Source organism: Pseudoalteromonas sp. 2CM28B, assembly GCF_023161935.1.
Window position 1 is genome coordinate 21,261 of record NZ_JALNTH010000042.1, and the last position, 19,632, is coordinate 40,892.

Here is a 19,632-nt window from a genome sequence, read left to right on the forward strand (position 1 = left end):
TGCGTAGCGCGGGTTTTATAAACCTTAGCAGATAAAGCCTTTGCTGCTCTTTTAAACCAAACACTCTAAAAATAAGAAGCGAACAGCCATGCAAAATCATAAAAGCCAACCATTAGCCGATTTTATAGAACACCCTCAAGAGGAAATGCTGACGCGTGCGAATGAGTTTTTACAAACGAGTCAATGCCTCATAGTATTCGCAGCTTTAGTAACCGCTCAGTGCCAAAAGAAATCATCGAAACCTGTATAAAAGCGGCAGGTACAGCGCCTAGTGGCGCAAACCACCAGCCTTGGCATTTTGTAGCAATTAATAGTAGTGATGTTAAAAAGAAAATTCGTGAAGCAGCCGAGAAATTAGAACGCTCTTTTTATGAAGGCAGAGCGGGTGAAGAATGGTTAGATGCACTAAAACCCTTAGGCACCGATGCTAACAAACCCTATTTAGAGCACGCGCCATGGTTGATTGCGGTGTTTAGTCAAAAAAAGGGCGGCGTTGAGTGGCGATGATAAAAACACGAATTACTATGTGCATGAATCGGTAGGCCTTGCCACTGGCTTTTTAATTCAAGCCTTGCACCGCGCAGGCCTTGCAACACTTACCCACACACCAGAACCGATGAGTTTTCTAACCGATATTTGTGGACGTGATAAAAACAACGAACGCCCTTATATGTTACTTATTACTGATTACCCAGATGGGCATGCAACAGTGCCGCTGCACGCCCCAGATAAAAAGTCGATTGATGAAATTGCGAGTTTTATTTAATCGCTTTGACTTGGTATGTAATCAACAGCAAGTACGTCACCCTCTTTTAGGCCTGCTATTACGTGTTGCTGGTTATTTATAATACTGCCTAAACGCACGAAACGTTTAACCAGCGTTTCGTTTTCAAGTACATACACCATATTGAGCTGGCCAAACTCATGCACCCAACGTGGATCAATTAATACGCCTTGGGTACTTTTTATTGGTAACTGTAGTTGAGCATAAAGGCCTGGCATTAGACCAAGTTGCGCATCGGCTTCTAAACGAATAAGCAAGCTGCGCGCCGCGTTATCTGCCACTGGTACAATTTCGCTCACCGTTGCGGGTGTTGTTATATCAAGAGAAGGTAGTGCCACATTTAAACTGTCCCCTACTCTTAATTTTACTGCTTGTTGTTCACGTACATTAAATTCAAGCTGTAACTGTAATGGGTTATACAAAGTAATCAGCGGTTTACCGGGTGTTGCAGTATCGCCAGGTTCAGTTAGGCGCTCAACGACCACGCCCGAAATAGGGGCAGTAATGCGCGTATAATTAAGCGATACCTGAGCTTGCGTTTGCTGTTGCTTAGCAACCGCTAAATTAGCGGTTAAGTTTTCAAACTTTGCTTTGGCGTCATCTAATTCACTAACAGATACTAATCCTTGCGCATTTAAATCAATCATTCTGGCTAATTGCTTTTTAGCTTGCGTTAACGACGCTTGCACCGCATTAATATTTGCGCTGCTTTGCGCTAACGCCGCTTTAAAATCATCTTGCTTGAGCATAATAAGTAAATCGCCCTTAGCGACTTTATCGCCAGCACGTACTTTTAACTGCTCAACCTGCGCCATAACATGCGATGAAATTTGCGTATTTTGTTTTGCTATTACACTACCTGGTACCTGCTCAGTGCCTGCAATACTTTGCAGCGTTACCGTTACTCGCTCACCTTGATAGTTCGTTATTTGTGATTCTTTTAAGCCAGCAGCTTGCTTGTCAGAAAAGCTGCCTGCCATATAAAACACAGCTATAATAATGACAAATAACGCGGCAAATGTGCCTATAAGTTTTGATTTACCCTGCATGCGCTTCATCCTCTGTGCTTGCAAACACTAAATAATAAACAAGCGGTACTACAAATAATGAAAATAATGTAGACGCCACAATGCCAAAAATAATCGCAATCGCGAGCCCGCTAAATACCGGATCGAGTGTGATCACTAAGTTACCTAATAAAGTGGTACCTGCGGTTAGGAGCACAGGGCGCATTCGCACCGTACCCGCTGCAACAAGCGCCTCTTTAATTGCCATGCCTTGGCCGCGAGCTTGATTAATAAACTCAACCAAAATAAGTGAGTTACGCACCACGATACCTGCAAGGGCAATCATGCCTATCATCGCTGTGGCAGTAAATAATACCGGCTCTGGGGCACCTGCTATAGAGCGCTCACCAAACTGATTTAACAGCCAAAAACCTGGCATTATGCCTATCACTGTTAACGGAATAGCTGACATGATAATCAGCGATAAACTCGCCGACTGTGTTTGCACCCGTAAAATTATAAATATAGCACTGAGCGCAAACGCAAAGGCAATGCCCATATCTCTAAATACATCAATGGTTATGCGCCATTCCCCCTCGCCGCTAAAGCTGACATGGGTTCCTTGTGGTAATTGCCATGGGGCTGTTCCGCCATTATTAAAAAAGTGACGACCTACCCACGATGTTTTAACAAACTCATCGTTTGATACATTTAAATCAGCATTCACATCAGCAATCACTTCCGCTGGTGTGCGCCCATTAAGCTCAGCCATAACATAAATCACGTCGCGCTGATCTTTACGAACAATCGTTTTAGCAACATGATGTTGTGTAAATTCACCGAGTTCTGAAAGCGATACTAACGGCCTTGGCGCACTGCTTAAACCAAACTCGTTACTGGTTTTAGCTAAATCTCTGTCGCCTCTAACCTGAAGTGCAAGTAATTGCGAAAGCTGATTTCGCTCGCTGTACGGTAGCTGTAATTTAATATCAACGGGCTCTGTTTCATTGCTCACATAAAGTACACCCACGTTTTCACCTTGAGAGGCTATACTGAGTGTTTGTGAAATATTTTGAGTTGAAATCGCACTGAGTGCGGCCTTGGTTTTATTGGTAACAAAACGTTGTAATGGCGAGGGTGCCACCATTGAGGTATCGACTTCAACTACATGAGACTCTTGTTGTAAACGCGCAGCTAACTGCAAGGCAGCGTGAGAATGTGTTTGCTCATCAACAAAAGCATCTCGGTAAACCTCAGCAACTAAGGTACTCAGTACCGGCGGCCCTGGTGGTACTTCAACCACTTTTATTACAATGCCATCGGTTGCTAGCATCGCGAGCTGTTCGCGAAGGCGCATAACTACTCCATGCGATTGATGATCGCGCTCAGACTTATCCACTAACAATACCCTCAGCTCGGCGAGATTCGCTGCATCACGGCGATAATAACCGCGCACCATACCGTTAAAGTCCATACTTGAAGGTTGACCAACATAGGCCGCTATTTCACTTACTTCGTTTAATTGCCATGTGAGTGTTTGGATTTGTTTAGTAAATGCAGCTGTGCGCTCCAGATTAGTCCCCTCTGGCATATCTATCAGCACTTGCAGCTCATTTTTATTATCAAAAGGGAGTAGCTTTAAAGGCACCAAACGCATCACGGGTAACATGGCGCTAATAATAAATAATGCTAGGGTTAGCCACAAAACAAGTTTTGCTCGCCCCTTAGAAACCAATAATGGGCTTAATATTCTTTGATATGCACCAACTTTAGGAGCAAGCTCGGAGGGTTGTTCGTTATCAGGCTTGAGTAACTTCATCGCAAGCCAAGGGGTTACAAAAAATGCAACAATGGTAGAAACCATCACGCTAACCGGCACATTAAATGCCATAGGTGCCATGTACGGCCCCATCATGCCGGTAATAAACGCCAGTGGAATAAACGCCACCATTATAGTGAGCGTAGACATAAGTAAGGCATTTCGAATTTCGCTCATTGCGCCAACAATCTGCTGTTTTTTATCGCCTTTTTTATTCAAAAAGCGGCTAATATTATCAATACCTGTGATTGGGTCATCTACCAGTAAGCCTAATGATAAAATAAGCGCAAATAATGTCACCCGATTAATGGTGTAACCAAATGCAAAATCTAATGAGAGAGTAATGCCATAACAAATAGGCACAGCCAGCCCAACCACCACGGCAGGACGCCAACCTAAAAACACGCCAACAAAAATTACCACAGTAAACACTGCAAACACTAAACTTGATGTGAGGTTATTTACTTTTTCATCGGCAGTTTGGCCATAATCTCTGAGCACTGTATGGCTAACTTCTGGTGGCAGTAAAGTATTTGCAAGTTCATTCATCATGGTATGAACATCATTTGCAACAGCAACCGCGTTAGTCCCTGCTTGCTTAGCTACGCTTAAAGTAACCATAGGCAACTGCTGCTGGTTTGCCGATTGAGCAAGCCATTGGTAATGCTTAGCTTCACTTGGGCCATCAATAACGTTTGCAACATCAAGCAAGTAAACACTTTTGCCATTAACAACATTCACTACCAGCTGTTCTACAGCAGATTGACTTCGTAGAACATCACCTGCTTGCAATTCAATTTGCTGCTGACCATCAACCACACTGCCTACTTGCGTTAGTTGATTAGACACGCTTAATGCATAAAAAACGTCATTTACGGTTGTTTGGTGGGCAGCCAATGCGCTGGCATTTAAATTAATGGTGAGGGTTCGTTTACGACCAGCAATGACTTTTACTTCACTGGTGTGTTCAATACGCTGTAAACTGTTGGCTATTTCGTTAGCAAAGCGGGTTAACTCGTAATCACCATAAAGTTGTGGGTCTTTACTGTAGAGGCCTAACATCACAATAGGCACGTCATCTACTTCTATTGGACGAATTTGCCAACTTTCGATCACCGATGCCATTGTATGCTGATAACTATTTAATTTTGCATAGGTATCTAAAATAGCTTGTTCGCGGTTGTGCCCTACTTCAAAACGCAGCGTAACCACTGTACTGTTAGTTTGTGTGGTTGAGTAAATATGCTCAACTCCCACCAGCTGAGCCAGTAACTTCTCGAGTGGTTGTGTTACTAACCTAGCGACTTCAGGCGCCTCAACGTTAGGTACTGATACATAAATATCGAGCATGGGCACAGTAATTTGTGGCTCTTCTTCTCGAGGTGTTTGATTTAGTGCAAATACCCCAAGTAACAAAGACATCACAAAAATAACAATCGGAATGCGACCACTTAAACTACTTTTTACCGCATTGTCTATTAAGCTCATCGCACTTAGCCCTTACAAAATAACCCATACAAGGTACCAAGCAAAACGACTGCATTTTCATCAATGACACGATAATAAATTGTTTGGCTCTCGCGGCGCGTAGCCACAATGTTTGCTTTACGCAACGCTGCTAAGTGCTGAGATAACGCAGACTGCGCTAATGGCACAGCTTCATTGAGCTGAGATACGCTCATTTCTGAATCTTGCAAAGAACATAAAATCATCAAGCGATTTTTATTGGCTAAAATTTTTAATAGCTGCTCGGCTTGTTCTACATTGCCGGCCATGGCAGTAAAGTCAATATTCATACTATGCTCTTATTCTAAAATAGAGTCTGAGTATAAAACGTTAGATTAGAAAAGTCTAATATTAGATTTTACTAATATAGATAAATCTAATATAGTAACTGTACTGAACTAAATAACTGGCCTACTATAATGAAGCTAAATAACGCACTCAGACTAATCGTTGGCATAATGATTATTGTGTCGCTTTTATTGCAAACTTATCACGATCCTAAGTGGATTTACTTTACCGCTTTTATCGCAGTAAATTTAATTCAATCAGCTTTTACTAGCTGGTGCCCAATGATCACTCTATTACGCAAACTTGGCTTTAAGGAATAAACACCATGCTTACCCCTATTCCAGATTTACTAAAAATAATTACTCCTAATCAGCGTCGTATTGATGCCGAACAAGCAAAGAAAGAGCTTGAGCAAAATAAAGGATTGTTGATTGATGTACGAGAACCCGCTGAACATGCCACCAAAGCAGCTATAGGCGCTATAAACATTCCTCGCGGGCTACTTGAAATGAAGCTCATGGAAATAGAAAAAGACGCAGCACGCCCTATTTACTTACATTGCGCTAGTGGTGCGCGCGCAACATTAAGTGCTGAAGCGCTGACACGCGTAGGCTACGAAAACGTGACAGTTATTACCTGTAAAGCAGAAGATGTTTGTCAGGCATTTTAAATGCTAAGAATTAAATTACTCGGCGATCAACCGATCGCTGAGCTTTGTAACATAATCCAAATTAGAGAATTACAATGCTCAATTAAAATCAAAGATTGAAATTAATAAACTTCAACGCTAGTGTATAAAAAAGGAACACCCTCTAAGGAAGACTTTATGAAAAAAGTTGCCGCTTTATTACTATTTTTACTCGGTATTGCTCACTCTGTAAATGCTGATGACAGCATTACCTTAATGGTATGTGAAGATTGTAATTATGACAGAGCCTCTGAACTAGCAAAAAGCAATGCACCATTAGCTCAATGCCACACTAGGCCCTCTGATCAAAAAGCTGCTATTGCTGATCAAACATGTGATTCAAATCCGCATAAAGTTATTATGATGGATGTCTCTGGTAACAACCACTTTGCATTTTTTGTGGGAAATCATAGTAAAAATGAGTCAGATAAATATATAGAAGCTACGATATTAAATAAAAATGATCTTATTGCTATATCTAAACAAAAAGCAATTGATGGGCATTTCTCAACACTTAAACACACACTTCAAACTGAACTAAGCCTAATGCCACTTTATCAAATAAGTCAGTCTTCTCATCTAGATAGACAAAACAACTGCCCCTCCCATGTAAATAATGCAGTAAAAGCTGTATTTGAAAAATATACATCATCTCGAATTCAAAACTGGGTAAATCATAAAATTGAAAATAGTATTAAAAATCCTGATAGCTTTTTTACATCAAAACCGATCATAGTTGGTGAGACCTTGTATCAGAGTCCTTGGAGTGAGGTGAGTAAGAATTTAAATTTAGAAGTTAATCTTAACAATGGAAGCGACGGGCAATACCGTGTTATTTTTTTAGCGAAGTGGATAAAAGAATTAGGTGCGTTTAGTTTATCGGTAAACCCTTATTTAACTTATTTAGACGGTATTGCATTAAATCACTATAAAATATCAGCACCATCAGTCTCCCAATGCTTAAAAAATGCTTTAGATAGAAATCTGTCATCATCAATGTCCTCGTATATTTCGAACGCTAATAATGGAGATACTTAGGGTTAGCAGTTGTAGGCGTCATCGGATGGCGCCTACAAATAAACAAGCCAAAAGCAATCCTTACTTAACCATATTCCCTTTAGCTCCCTATATGACCTAATCATTTTTTCTCTTCCAGAAGTGTAACTAGCATTTGCTCGATATTTTTTACGCTATAGGTAAGCGAGCGGATGAGCTCTACTTGGCTTTGTGGTTCATCGTTATTAGATTGGGCTGGCTGATCTGAAGTGAGGTTATCTTTTTGCGTTAAAATGGCTTCACGAAATTCACTGGCATTAACTACCCCAAGTAACGATACTAATGCACCGTGACCAGACTGCCCTGCAGTTTCAAAGCTTAAGCGGTATAAACCAAATAGTCGCATTAATGGCCCCTGACTCAACCCAACATCAGTGATTTTTTCAAGCGGAATCGATTTTTCTTCTTTAAACAAAATACCGCGCTTAACTACTAACTTGCGCTCTAATAAGTTAGCTGACATAGCCGCAAGCATACGCCCAGCCACGATCCAAATTATTAACGCTACAATTGGGATTAATGGGATCCCAACCAAACACACTAAACAAGTAATTACTCCTAGCGTGATCCAGTAAGATTTTACTTTAGGGTTAAAACTCGCAGTTTTAAGGGCTAACTCAGACATTCAGAACCTCCTTGCTATTTTTGCTATTGAACTTAAGTAATATTGCGACTGAATGCAACTATAATAAAAAAGCCGAGTATAAAACTCGGCTTCGGCTATCTTAGTGAAAGCTTATTGTAAGTTAACAATAATAAAAGGCGCTTCGAGATCATTTGCATTAACCACAAAGCGATACTCTCCTTCGGTTTCAATTAACAAGCTCAAGTTATTATTAGAAGCCGCTAAAGGTGTTTCACTCCCTAATATTACTTCTGAGCTATCTCCACCAGCTCCTAAATTGACAGTGCTCCAATCACTGGTAGCAACTTTAAACTCATATGCATCACTTTGTGCACTTAGCTGTTTAGAAAAAGTATATAAACCATCACCTGTGTATGTGAATTGATCGCCTGTCCCCCACAAACTATCTGCCTCATTTAAACTGCCACGTAAATACAACGACACATTTCCAAATGGCCCTATTTTTACCACTGTTAATGTTGGGTTTTCTTTATCTGAAGCATTAAACGAGAACAAATAGTTATCTGCGGTGTCTGCCGTAAAGCTAATATTAGCTCCATTAAAACTAAGTTGTTTTTCTACTCCCAATTGAACAACAGCCTCTTGCTCTGAATTAGCACCAAAATTCACGAGTTCCCAACTCTCTGAAGCAACTTTGAAACCAAAGCTTGCCCCAGCTGTCAGCGCCTTCATAATTTGATACTCGCCACTGCCAACATATTCAAATTGATCAGAGAGCCCCCACTCATTTAAATCACCACGAAGATACACCTCAGTGCTGCCATAAGGGACGATATCTGGCGCACCAACAGTTGCATCAGCACTCAAGCCAGCGCCTTGGCTCTCGCCTTGTGGTTTAACAAACACAGCCATAGTGTAAGCAGGCACAGTGAACGTGCCGTCGGTTTCACTGGCCGTAAAACTCACTTCCGTCATGCTACTATCTACACTGTTTTTAAGAGTTGGGTGTAATTCAAACCCAGTAGCCGTGAGTACCGTGTGTGAAAGTGCTTGCTGCGTCGCATTAATAACAACAACAACAGCATCTACTGCGGTATCTAAATCAACGAGACCTTCACCATCGTCAATGCTCATTACAATCAAACCATGTTGCTGGTTTTTACCAACATTGTGAAAACCTACACGGTCAATAACATCTTGCTCTGTGGTGAGTCTAAATAACGGGCTTGCGCTACGGATAGCTAAGAACTCTTGGAATACATCACCTGCATAGGCAATGTCTTGTGGCATCGCCTGTGCATCTGCATTAGCTGAAATAGGCATTATTTCAGACCATTTTTCTTGGTTCTTCTCTGCGTTAGGTAGACCAATGTTCCAGTTATTATTCTCTTTGGTTAAATCAACAGCATTAAACCAATCACCGGCATTATAACTATCACGATCCATTGACTTAGAACGCAGTAAATCAGCACCCAGTTGCATAAACGGAATGCCTTGGCTCATAAGTGGAATAGACAACGCCATGTTGTGCGCACGCACACGTTGCTCAATACTCATACTTGATGCATGCTTATATTGCAACTGATCCCACAGTGTTTCGTTATCATGCTTTGATACGTAGTTAATGGTGTCTGCTGGGTCTAAAGCATAAGCCGTCGGCTGCGTATTCCAGCTAAAGCTATTACCTTTTGCCGAATTACCTTTAAAGTCTTTCAGGATATAGTTTTGTAAATTACCCGCCAGTGATAAACGCAGAGTATCTTGGTCTGCTAAATTAGCATCTGTAGGTTCATTTGCAAATAACGCCCCACCGCGCACAGCTTCACGGATGCGGTCATTGAAAGTCCCCACTTCGGAGCCTGCCATATCAGCTTGCTTAGCTTGAATAAACAAGCGGTTATTAGCCACTTCCTCAAAGTTCCAGCCTTCGCCATAAAAGTAGTTATCTGAGTCAACCGCTTGCACCGCTTCGCGCGCTGCTAAAATTGATGATTTAGGCATGTGCCCCATAACATCAAAGCGAAAGCTGTCGTAACCAAAATCACGGGCAAGAATGACCAATGAATCGCTAACAAACTTGTCCATCATCACATGTTCAGTCGCGGTGTTTTCACAACATGTTGAGCGCTCTATCGTGCCTGATACTTCATTGTATCTGTGGTAATAACCAGGCACGAGTTTATCAAACACTGACTTTTCCCAAATGCCTGATGAGGTTGTGTGGTTGTATACCACATCAAGAACCACACGAAGACCGACTTCTTGCAGTGATTGCACCATGGCGCGTGTCTCTTTAACCCGAGCAATGCCCTCGCTGCTTGATGCATACGAGCCTTCAGGAGCAATAAAGTGATGCGGGTCGTAACCCCAGTTAAAGCCGTCTAAATCACGCATCGCGCTGGCAAGTGCTTGAGCATCATCAGAACCCGGGAAGTAGCTTTGCATTAAATCAGCAATGATGCTGTTTTTATCTTCGATTTTACAAGCATCGGCGGTATCGTCTATTCGCTCACATAACTTACCTAGGGTGTCAGTGATTTCAACGCGCTTATCCGCATCTTCCTCAATGGTGCCAATGTCTGTTACAGGGAGTAAATGAAAGTGCGTTAAGCCTTTGTCAGCTAGTTGCTTAAGGTGCTGCATAGGGATGCTTTCAAGCTCAGTAAATGCTAAATATTTACCTCTGTTTGCTTCACTCACTGACTCATCACGTATACTAAAATCACGCACATGACCTTCGTAAATTATTGCATCCTCAGGGTTAGTAATTGTTGGCACAATGCGCTCGTCCCAGCCCTCTGGTTTAGTGTCGTCATCATTTAAATTGATCAACTGCGAATACAGGCCATTACTAGATACATTCAGTGAGTAAGGGTCAGTGCTCCATAAACTTTCAATCGCTTGAGTAGTAGGGTGGTAAACATCAAACGCAAAGCGGTAATAATGACGGTCGTATTTACTATCTAAGCTCACCGACCAAATACCGGTATTGTTGTCTAACGTCATGGCGGTGCTATGCACTTGTGCTTTATCGGCGTCAAATACATTGATCATCATATTGCTAGCGGTTGGTGCCCATACTGAAACATCAATTACATTGTTATTATAATGCACGCCTAACATGGCTTCGTTCGCGTCACTTTCACCTTGGGTGTACAGCGCATCCAACGCTTTGGCGGTTTGCACAAAACTTGCTTCAAGTAGCTTGCCATCAGCATCGTAGCCTGCAACGGCTAACTGCTGCTTAATGAGTTGCTTGGCGGTTTCGCCATCCCAATTACCTTGATAGGCAGTCCAATCTGTTAAGTGCGGTACTTTCGCTGCCTGTGCATCGGTTAAACTCGTTGTCGTTAATTCAACGGTTTTACCATTTAAGCCTGTATCAACATCAACAACCAATTCGGCGGCAGCAGATGAATGCAGCTTAATGATTTGTGTAAGCTTATTACTTGGCTTATACAGTACAGTATTTAAATCAATCCAGTGAGCTGATGCACCGTCAATTGCAACTGGGCGCTCACCAAGGCTTGCAACTGGGTATTCAAATACAGATGGCTCACCGTCAAAGGTGAAATTCATACGCACAAAACGCTCGTCGTCTTGCATCAGTGGCATGGTTAAATCCGCATCACCATGTGCTTTGCCTGAGCCTTCTGTGCCAATATGAATAATAAAATTAGCACACTCGGTGTAACCGTCTTTTAGTGCCACAATCCAGTAAGCACCATAGTTAGGATCAATACCGTCGTATTCGTGACCATCGGACCACTCTGTAGCATCAAACGGTGGCGCGTAAGCATCACAGCCGTCGGTATTCCATGAGTGTAATCGATAACCTTCGTACCCTTCATTTTCAGGGCGCTTATAAAATAAAATAGCCTCGCCTTCGCCTGCAAATACCACAGGGTCTGGTAAGTCGGGGTTATAGCCACTGGTACAGCTTTCATTATTTGCATCTGGAAATAACGGTACGTCGCAAGAGATAGGCTCTGGGTCAACGCATTGAGTGCCTGCTGAGTTAGGCACTTGTGGTACATCGCAAGTCAACAAGGCTTGACCTGCTTTGACATCGCTACTGCCTGAGCCACCACAGCCAAACAGTAGTGTTAAGCTCACCGCTAATAGCAAATGAGTCAATTTAGTTATTTTATTCATTATTTATGCTCCAATTTGCTATTAGTGGCTATAGGTAAAACCTAAATAAACCTGACGACCAAAGTACTGGGTAGTACCGGTGATATTTTCATTGCCAAAGTAACTTTGGGTTGGTTCATCGGTAAGGTTATTAACCTGCAGCAACATGCCAAATGAGTCAGTAAATTGATAAGAGGTTTGAAAGTCGACCACGGTCTCAGCATCAAAATTGACCACCTGCTCATTGATCGCCACTTGCTCTGAGACAAAGTCTGAGCGGTAACGCACATTAAGGCGGGTTTCAAAATTATCTAAGCTGTAAAATATAGTGCCGTTTAACACGTTTTTAGACAAACCAGGTAAGCCTTGTGTAACCGTTTCACCACCTAAGCTAGTGATCGATTCAACTTCGCTTTCGGTGTATGAGTAGCTCCCGTTAAAACCGAGGCCATCAAACGGCGCGGGCAAAAACGAAAGTACTTGCGTGTAGGCAAGTTCAATACCGCGAATATAACCACCATTGGCGTTATTTACCGCCGTTGTGTAAGTGCCGTTAGTTGTGGCAACTTGCTCGCCGCTGACGGGGTTTTCTATATAGTCTGGAACGTTAAAACCGTTACCTTTAAAGTCAAACCCTTCAATGGCGATGGTATCGATAAACGAATCAATGTTTTTATAAAAACCTGCGATCACTAGCGCACCATCTGACTCATCAAAATAATGCTCGTAAGAGATATCGTATTGGTCGGCATAAAATGGTTTTAAGAATGGATTATTGGTACTTGAGCCGTTAATTTTACCGGTGGTTTCATCAGCCTGCGCACTGGCATCTCCTGCTAGGCGATTAATCGGTGGTCGCGACATCACTTTAGCCGCCGCAAAGCGTAATTGCGTGTTATCCGTTAGCTGAAAGTTTAAATTAAGGGATGGCAGATAATCGGTATACGTTGTGCCAAGTACATTAGGTAAATAATTTTGATTTATGATGCCGATGCTGTCGGTAATGTTTTGCGCACCCAGTGCCAAATCACCATTAACGTTTTCTAAAATAGTGGCCGATTGGTCGGTATCTACACGGCGAATACCAATATTACCCAGCACTGGCATAGTGCCAATTTCAGTATTAATATTGAGCATGGCGTAAGCTGAAAGCACTTCCTCGTATACCGAACCACTTTGTAACATAGTCCACGAGTAGTTAGTGGTGTAACCTTGTGGATCTACTACACCATCTGCGTTACCCCAGGTGGTCACCGGTGTAGGCGCACCTTCTGGGAACCACGCATTGAGCGCTTTATCTACATCAATCGCTAAATAGGATGGAAAGTAGCTAAACTTGCCTTCCCAATCAACAACATTTACCATGTCATTGGTTAAACGCAGTGGCGGCTCAGTTGCTGAGAAATCACCGTCATTGCCGTATTCAAACACCGAACGATTGTTGCTGTATTCGCGATCTGAATAACGCGCACCAAATTCCACAGAGCTAAACCAGCTGTTATCCAACTCGTATTTAAAATCAAGGCGATAAGCTTTTACTTCATCTTCATTTTGATAAGGGTAAATACCGTACTTACTGACCATTACCCGGTCGATATCACTAAATGCAGCGGCTTGATTAAAGCCTACATCTGGTAAATTAAGCCCATTAAGTTGGTAGTTTATAGATACGTTTTTATCTAACACCGGCTCTTGCGCTGTAGCATCTTCGGCAACTAGCGCCCACAATAAGCCATTGCGGAAATTACTTTTAGCCCGTGACAACGACACATCAACATTAACGTTTAAGCGCTCTGTCACTTGCCAATCGGCGTTAACACCGTAGCTGTCTACTTCATCAAAATCTTGATTATCATCATTCAGAATTTCAACGCGAGTGTAGCCTTTTGAAGTACGATTAACAGAGGCGCCAACCACTGAATTACCCTCTAGCTGAGCGTTTGTATAAGTGGCCGTTGGGCCGCCTAACTTTACTCGTAAACCACGGGCAAATGACTCAGTATCAAAGCGTGATAAAAACACGTCTCCTTTTAATTTAAAATTATCCACCGGCACCCACTCAATCGCCGCCATATAACCGTTACGGGTTTCTTCACCCCCTAAATGCTGGAGCTCAAAGCCTTCGCTGATATATTCGTTTTCTGGTTTTACTTCAGGGCCATTAGTATCATTAGCAACACCGTCGACATCTTTATGATCGTTATAGGCCAGGCCAATAAATTGTGTTGCTACGCTTGGTTGAAATAACCGTGCATAGCCAAGGGCGACACCTAAAGTATCGTCAAGATACTTACCTTGATAGGAAAAGCTGATGCGATCGCCAAACTCAGTGGCATCGTTCACCTCTGACGCTCGGTCGTTGTACATACCTCTGGCGTTAACCACAAACTTGTGTTGCTGATCATTATTAAGCGGGCTGGCTGTTTGCAGCTCTACCGTACCTGCCACGCCGCCTTCAATTAATGACGCCTTTGGTGATTTATACACCGCAGCTGAGCTGATCAACTCAGACGGGTATTGATCAAACTCAATACTGCGACTGCCGCTAGTTGATACTTGCTCGCGACCATTCAAAGTTGAAAATACAAAGCCACCGGACATACCGCGAATATTGATTTCTGCCGCTTGGCCGCCGGTTCGTACCGCAGAGATCCCAGGCAGTCGTGTCAGTGCATCTGCCATAGATACATCAGGCAAAGCGCCTAAATCATCCGCCGACAACTGCTCTGATACCGTATCGGTAAAGCGTTTTTGATTAAGTGATTGGATTAAACTACGACTAAAGCCACGCACTTCAATGACTTCAAGGTCTTCTTCTAGTTGTGGTTTTTTTACAGTGTTTGGTGCGTCACTTTCAGCCGCAGCCAATGCATTGCAGGTTGCAAACATCGCGAGCATTAACGCACTCAGTTTGAATTTCCCCATGAGTTTCCTACCCTATTGATTTTATAATTGTGTGCTGTTTATTTTTAATTTGTGGATAAAATAAAACCAATAAAGTGTAACCAAATAGTAAATTAAGTGTGATGAATACGTATGCAACAGCAAGGGCAATAGCTAGCAAGGAGAGGAACTTAGTTTCGAAGTGTTGCGATCATGTAGATAACGTGAAATAAATTAACTGACCAATAGAGTAACTGAGTTTTACAACGTTCGCATATAGGGGAGTTAAAAATTACTAAAACAGTTTTTAAGGTAAGCGGTAAGGATTGCTAAAATTGAATAAACTACACCATAAGCACCACTCTTATTGCCAACCCTATAAAAACCATCGCTAATATTTTATCAAGCCAAGGGGATGATTTAGTAAAAGCAAAACGCTTTTTTGAAAGCTCTGTCAAGGCTGCAACAAGCAAATACCAGCCGGTATCAATCAACAACACGGTTAAACACATGATCATACCAACCTGAAAAGTTAAGTTTACAGGGTCAATAAACTGTGAGAACAAGGCTAAAAAGAATACAGCGAGTTTAGGGTTCAAAAATGCGATAGCAAAGCCATCTTGCAAAGCCTGTTGAGCGCTACCACTTTGCTGAGCCACTTGGAGCTCTTCAGCGCTTGGCTTTGCAAGTAGTATTTTAATCCCTAAATAAGCTAAATACGCGGCGCCTAAATACACCAGTACTTGATACACAGTGGGAAATTGCATCATTAATGCGCCGAGGCCAAGTAACGACGCCGCGGCATAAAAACCGACCCCCACACCATGACTCAGCGCTGCCAACATGCCGTTTTTCATACTGCCATGAATACTGTGTTTTAACACCACAGCTAAACTAGGCCCTGGCGACATTGCGCCCATCATGCATACCAGTGCTAAGCTAAACCATAATGATAATGCCATTAGTAACCCTTATATTTCTTCATTTTCAATAAGTAATGCGTAACCATGCACCTGCCCATAAAAGCCTGTCAATGGCACTAATGCGTTTATTACTTTCCAGCCATCTTAGTTTAATTCCTGTATGCGATCATTTAGTGCGACTATATCTACCCCACCCAAAAAACGGGCCTTTCTGAATTCGATTACTTTTTGCATTTTAATCCTTGTTGAACTTATAACATGTATTCAAAATCGTAATGGTGAATCCCTTGCTCAATCCGTATTTTCATATTGCCTGTTAATCCTGCGAGCTCATCAGTGCCTGAGTCGGGTACCACTTTTAAAATCAAGCTATCTTGGCCTTTATCCATAGTGCCAAAATGCTGCAGTACAAAACCACCTTGCAAACCATCAAGTTCGCCTATTACTTGTTCAATAGCCACATAACCGGCACTGCCTTGGGTGGGGGTCATGGCGCTGAGCATTTCACCTTGGCTAGTTGCGGTTAGGCCACCAATAAATTGTTTATCAATCGACATACGACCTAAATTAACGCCTTGCTGCCCGTGTGCATACCCTTCTATAGGCGCTAATGTAACGGTAAACTCGCCTGTTACCTGTTTAGTTGTCATAATCTTTCCCTATTGATGATTTTTAATACTATTGATTTTTAATCTATTGATGCCATATCTATACCTTAATCATCAATAAGAATCTACTATGCCTACAGACAAGCCTGCTTCAGATAAAGCCGCTTTTAGCGCTTTATTCCCTATATTCAATTTTATTAAGCCTTATAAATGGGTGGTTTTAGGGGCTCTAGTTGCATTACTTGCCACCGCAGGAGTTAACTTATCGCTAGGGCAAGGCGTTAAATTTGTGATTGATCATGGCTTTATTGCCGGCTCGCAAGCGCAGTTACAACAAGCTGTTTTGGTATTAATTGGTTTGATCAGTTTATTGGCAGTGGGTACATTCAGCCGATTTTATTTAATGTCGTGGATTGGCGAGCGAGTCAGTAACGACATTCGAAAAGCTGTATTCAATCGTATTGTTACCTTGCATCCGAGTTACTTTGAAGAAAATCGCAGCGGCGAGCTGATGTCGCGTTTAACCACCGACACCACATTACTACAATCTATTATTGGCTCGTCATTTTCTATGGCACTGCGAAGCGCGCTAATGTTAGTCGGTGGCTTAATTATGCTGCTTGTTACTAATTTAAAGCTTACCTTGGTCGTTGTGGCCTGCGTCCCTTTAGTGCTGGTGCCTATGTTGGTTTTTGGAAAAAAAGTACGCAAACTAGCAAGCTCCAGCCAAGATGCTATTGCCGATATAAGCACCTACGCGGGTGAGATCATTCAAAACATAAAAGTGGTACAAAGTTATAGCCATGAACAGCAAGAGCAATCTGCTTTTGCGCTTGAAACCGAAAAGGCCTTTAATGTGGCTAAAAGCCGAATTAAACAACGTTCGTTTTTAATTGCAGCTGTTATTTTTCTTACCTTTAGTGCTATCAGTGCCATGCTCTGGGTAGGCGGTAGTGATGTGTTAGCAGGCACTATGACGGGCGGTGAACTCGGCGCGTTTGTGTTCTATGCCATTATGGTGGCCATGTCGGTAGCGACCGTTGCAGAGGTTTATGGTGAACTACAGCGCGCCGCAGGAGCCGCAGCAAGATTGCTTGAACTGCTCGCCGTTGAAAGTAAAATACAAAACCCCGAAATTCCACAAGATGATGAGTTACATGCAACAACCAGCAGCAGTGCAATTTCACTTGAAGGTATTAGTTTTAATTACCCTTCTCGCCCAGATGTAAGCGCATTAAATAATATCAGCTTAAATATTGAAACAGGTAAAACTGTGGCTATTGTTGGCCCTTCCGGTGCGGGTAAAACTACCTTATTTGAACTATTGCAGCGCTTTTACGATCCAGCCAGCGGAGCGATTAAGTTTCATAATATAGATATTAAACAGTTGTCGTTAAACACCTTACGCAACAAAATGGGCATGGTGGCACAAAACCCGATTTTATTTAGCTCTGATGTCATGCATAACATTCGCTATGGCAACCCAAGCGCCAGTGACGAGCAAGTTTATGCGGCCGCCAAACATGCACATGCTGATGAATTTATAAAACAGTTACCACAAGGCTATAACAGCTTCTTAGGTGAGCAAGGTGTTAGGCTTTCGGGTGGACAAAAGCAGCGTATTGTACTTGCCCGCGCCATTTTAAAAGACCCAGAAATACTGCTACTCGATGAAGCCACCAGTGCACTTGATGCACAAAGTGAGCATCATGTTCAGGCCGCACTTGAGCACTTAATGCAAAATAGAACAACGCTGATTATTGCCCATAGACTAGCCACGGTAAAACACGCCGATATGATTGTGGTGATGGAAAATGGCGAAATAAAAGCCACAGGCACTCATCAGCAATTAATGGCAAGCAACCCTTTGTATCAAAAGTTATGTGAATTACAGTTTAATCTAGATTGATTGCAATTTAGTCGCTACTTTTTATCAAGCCATTTATTCATTGCGGTATCGTAAGCCTCAGTTAGCTTGGTTTTATCGCACTTTGCACCAGCAATATAACTATCTGGCAAGTCATTTTTTGGCATAACTCCAGCACCAACGGATACCTTTTTAAAACAGCTATCACCTCGTCGATAAGTGGTAAATTGCATATTTTTCTGCTCTATTTTTAAAAGCGGCTTCACCTTCCCTGCATGCTCTTTTGGGACGGTAATACGCTTTTTCTGAGGGTCATTCTTTGCAGTATCAGAATAGCCAGTTTGTTGCTGTAAAATACTATTGAGCCCTTTTTTCAGGTCGATCTTTTTATAAGACGTTGCGGTTACAGGGTGGGTATTTATGGAGGTGGTACTTACCGGCTCAGTCGTCTTCTGTGTTTTTTTATTAGTCGCATTCAGTGGTTTTGATTGGGTTGCATTAACAGGCTCAGTTGGGGTTATTTCTGTATTAACATTTTTATTAGCGCTTTGCTGAGTGGCTTGTTGTGTTACTTTATTTTTGGCAGGCACATTCACCATATACGCTTTAATTGGCGTTAATTGCGGCTGTTTAATTTTAGGGGCTTTTAAGGTAGTTAAAAAAAACAAAACTAACCCATGTAAACATACCGATAAAATAATTGCTGTACGCCACTTTGTCATAAACATGTCCCTATGAAGAACTCCTTATGACAACTAACTTATTTAAAAGTGCCCTTTAAATAAGTACACAAACCGCGCGCAAACGCGGTTTGTAACTACAAAAGCTAACCTTGAGTGTTTGGTACAATTTGAATTTCTACTCGGCGATTTTGCGCACGACCATTCGCGGTATCGTTAGTCGCTATTGGGCGTGATTCGCCATAGCCACTCGTGCTTACTCGAGCAGCCATAATTTGTTGGTTTACCAAGTAATTTTTTACGCTTTGTGCACGCTGCTCTGAAAGAGTCATGTTGTAACTGTCTTTGCCCGTGCTGTCGGTGTGGCCTTCAACACTTAAGTAGGTTTTTTCGTATTTATTCATTACACTTGCTATCGCATTTAGAGTGTCATGAAAGCCTGATGAAATATAAGATTGATCAGTCGCAAACGTAATATTAGAGGGCATCACTAAGCGTAAGTTATCGCCTTCACGAACCACTTCAACTCCCGAACCCGCTAACTCATCACGAAAAGCAGCTTCTTGTTTATCCATGTAATCACCTACAGCAGCACCCGCCAGCGCACCAATAGCTGCACCAATAAAAATACGTTTATCTTTGTGGTTACCTGTAGCTTTACCTAAAATACCACCGGCGGCTGCACCTATAGCAGCACCTTTACCTGTGTTATTCATTTCACAGCCAGAAAGTAATACAGCAACGACAGTGACACTTAAAAGTGATTTAGTTAACGTCATGGTGATTTCCTATTCATTTAGAAT

General features: G+C 42.2%; 14 protein-coding genes and 2 pseudogenes. 5 read left to right on the forward strand and 11 right to left on the reverse strand.

All coding sequences use genetic code 11. The annotated features are described in order from the left end of the window. The first annotated feature begins 88 nt into the window (after positions 1 to 88). Positions 89 to 766: pseudogene (locus tag MTN96_RS31360) on the forward strand (nitroreductase family protein). Here MTN96_RS31360 and MTN96_RS31365 read toward each other — a convergent pair. From MTN96_RS31365 to MTN96_RS31375, 3 genes are read right to left on the reverse strand one after another with little or no spacing between them, the layout of a single operon-like run. Beyond that, positions 763 to 1,833 carry an efflux RND transporter periplasmic adaptor subunit gene (locus MTN96_RS31365; RefSeq protein WP_248534040.1) on the reverse strand — a complete coding sequence of 357 codons (1,071 nt, stop codon included), beginning with the start codon at positions 1,831 to 1,833 and terminating at the stop codon, positions 763 to 765. The pseudogene MTN96_RS31360 and the gene MTN96_RS31365 overlap by 4 nt on opposite strands. After that, a complete protein-coding gene (locus MTN96_RS31370; RefSeq protein WP_248534042.1) occupies positions 1,823 to 5,098 on the reverse strand; it encodes an efflux RND transporter permease subunit in 3,276 nt (1,091 codons plus the stop codon). Before MTN96_RS31370 ends, MTN96_RS31365 begins: the two co-directional genes overlap by 11 nt. Positions 5,099 to 5,103: 5 nt before the next feature. Then, positions 5,104 to 5,406 carry a metalloregulator ArsR/SmtB family transcription factor gene (locus MTN96_RS31375; protein ID WP_010392476.1) on the reverse strand — a complete coding sequence of 101 codons (303 nt, stop codon included), beginning with the start codon at positions 5,404 to 5,406 and terminating at the stop codon, positions 5,104 to 5,106. Positions 5,407 to 5,535: 129 nt separating this feature from the next. Between MTN96_RS31375 and MTN96_RS31380 the strand changes: the two genes are divergently transcribed. From MTN96_RS31380 to MTN96_RS31390, 3 genes are all read left to right on the forward strand, one after another. Beyond that, a complete protein-coding gene (locus MTN96_RS31380) occupies positions 5,536 to 5,724 on the forward strand; it encodes a DUF2892 domain-containing protein (RefSeq protein ID WP_248534044.1) in 189 nt (62 codons plus the stop codon). A gap of 5 nt (positions 5,725 to 5,729) precedes the next feature. Then, a complete protein-coding gene (locus MTN96_RS31385; protein WP_008115421.1) occupies positions 5,730 to 6,074 on the forward strand; it encodes a rhodanese-like domain-containing protein in 345 nt (114 codons plus the stop codon). A gap of 156 nt (positions 6,075 to 6,230) precedes the next feature. Beyond that, the gene (locus MTN96_RS31390; protein ID WP_248534046.1) at positions 6,231 to 7,130 is read left to right on the forward strand and encodes a hypothetical protein; all 900 of its coding nucleotides are present in this window, start codon (positions 6,231 to 6,233) and stop codon (positions 7,128 to 7,130) included. A 100-nt stretch (positions 7,131 to 7,230) separates the two neighbouring features. Here the strand turns inward: MTN96_RS31390 and MTN96_RS31395 are convergent, their stop codons facing one another. The 6 genes and pseudogenes from MTN96_RS31395 to MTN96_RS31415 form a co-directional block, all read right to left on the reverse strand. Next, positions 7,231 to 7,773 (reverse strand): PH domain-containing protein, encoded by a 543-nt coding sequence (locus MTN96_RS31395; protein ID WP_069438593.1) that lies wholly within the window; start codon positions 7,771 to 7,773, stop codon positions 7,231 to 7,233. Between the two features lie 111 nt (positions 7,774 to 7,884). Next, positions 7,885 to 11,889 (reverse strand): alpha-1,6-glucosidase domain-containing protein, encoded by a 4,005-nt coding sequence (locus MTN96_RS31400; protein ID WP_069438592.1) that lies wholly within the window; start codon positions 11,887 to 11,889, stop codon positions 7,885 to 7,887. Positions 11,890 to 11,910: 21 nt separating this feature from the next. Continuing rightward, positions 11,911 to 14,793 (reverse strand): TonB-dependent receptor, encoded by a 2,883-nt coding sequence (locus tag MTN96_RS31405; protein ID WP_069438591.1) that lies wholly within the window; start codon positions 14,791 to 14,793, stop codon positions 11,911 to 11,913. Positions 14,794 to 15,095: 302 nt separating this feature from the next. Further along, a complete protein-coding gene (locus MTN96_RS31410; protein WP_069438590.1) occupies positions 15,096 to 15,713 on the reverse strand; it encodes a LysE family translocator in 618 nt (205 codons plus the stop codon). A 9-nt stretch (positions 15,714 to 15,722) separates the two neighbouring features. Further along, a pseudogene (locus MTN96_RS37205) lies at positions 15,723 to 15,908 on the reverse strand (hypothetical protein). Between the two features lie 17 nt (positions 15,909 to 15,925). Further along, the gene (locus MTN96_RS31415; RefSeq protein WP_069438589.1) at positions 15,926 to 16,324 is read right to left on the reverse strand and encodes a DUF3224 domain-containing protein; all 399 of its coding nucleotides are present in this window, start codon (positions 16,322 to 16,324) and stop codon (positions 15,926 to 15,928) included. A gap of 88 nt (positions 16,325 to 16,412) precedes the next feature. Here MTN96_RS31415 and MTN96_RS31420 point away from each other — a divergent pair, with 88 nt between their 5' ends. Further along, a complete protein-coding gene (locus MTN96_RS31420; RefSeq protein ID WP_069438588.1) occupies positions 16,413 to 18,191 on the forward strand; it encodes an ABC transporter transmembrane domain-containing protein in 1,779 nt (592 codons plus the stop codon). Positions 18,192 to 18,205: 14 nt separating this feature from the next. Here MTN96_RS31420 and MTN96_RS31425 read toward each other — a convergent pair whose 3' ends face one another. Continuing rightward, positions 18,206 to 18,871, reverse strand: coding sequence for a hypothetical protein (locus MTN96_RS31425; RefSeq protein WP_069438587.1), 666 nt, complete (start codon positions 18,869 to 18,871; stop codon positions 18,206 to 18,208). A gap of 104 nt (positions 18,872 to 18,975) precedes the next feature. Beyond that, positions 18,976 to 19,608: an OmpA family protein gene (locus tag MTN96_RS31430; protein WP_013466091.1), complete on the reverse strand. Its 633-nt coding sequence runs from the start codon at positions 19,606 to 19,608 to the stop codon at positions 18,976 to 18,978. Between the last annotated feature and the right edge of the window lie 24 nt (positions 19,609 to 19,632).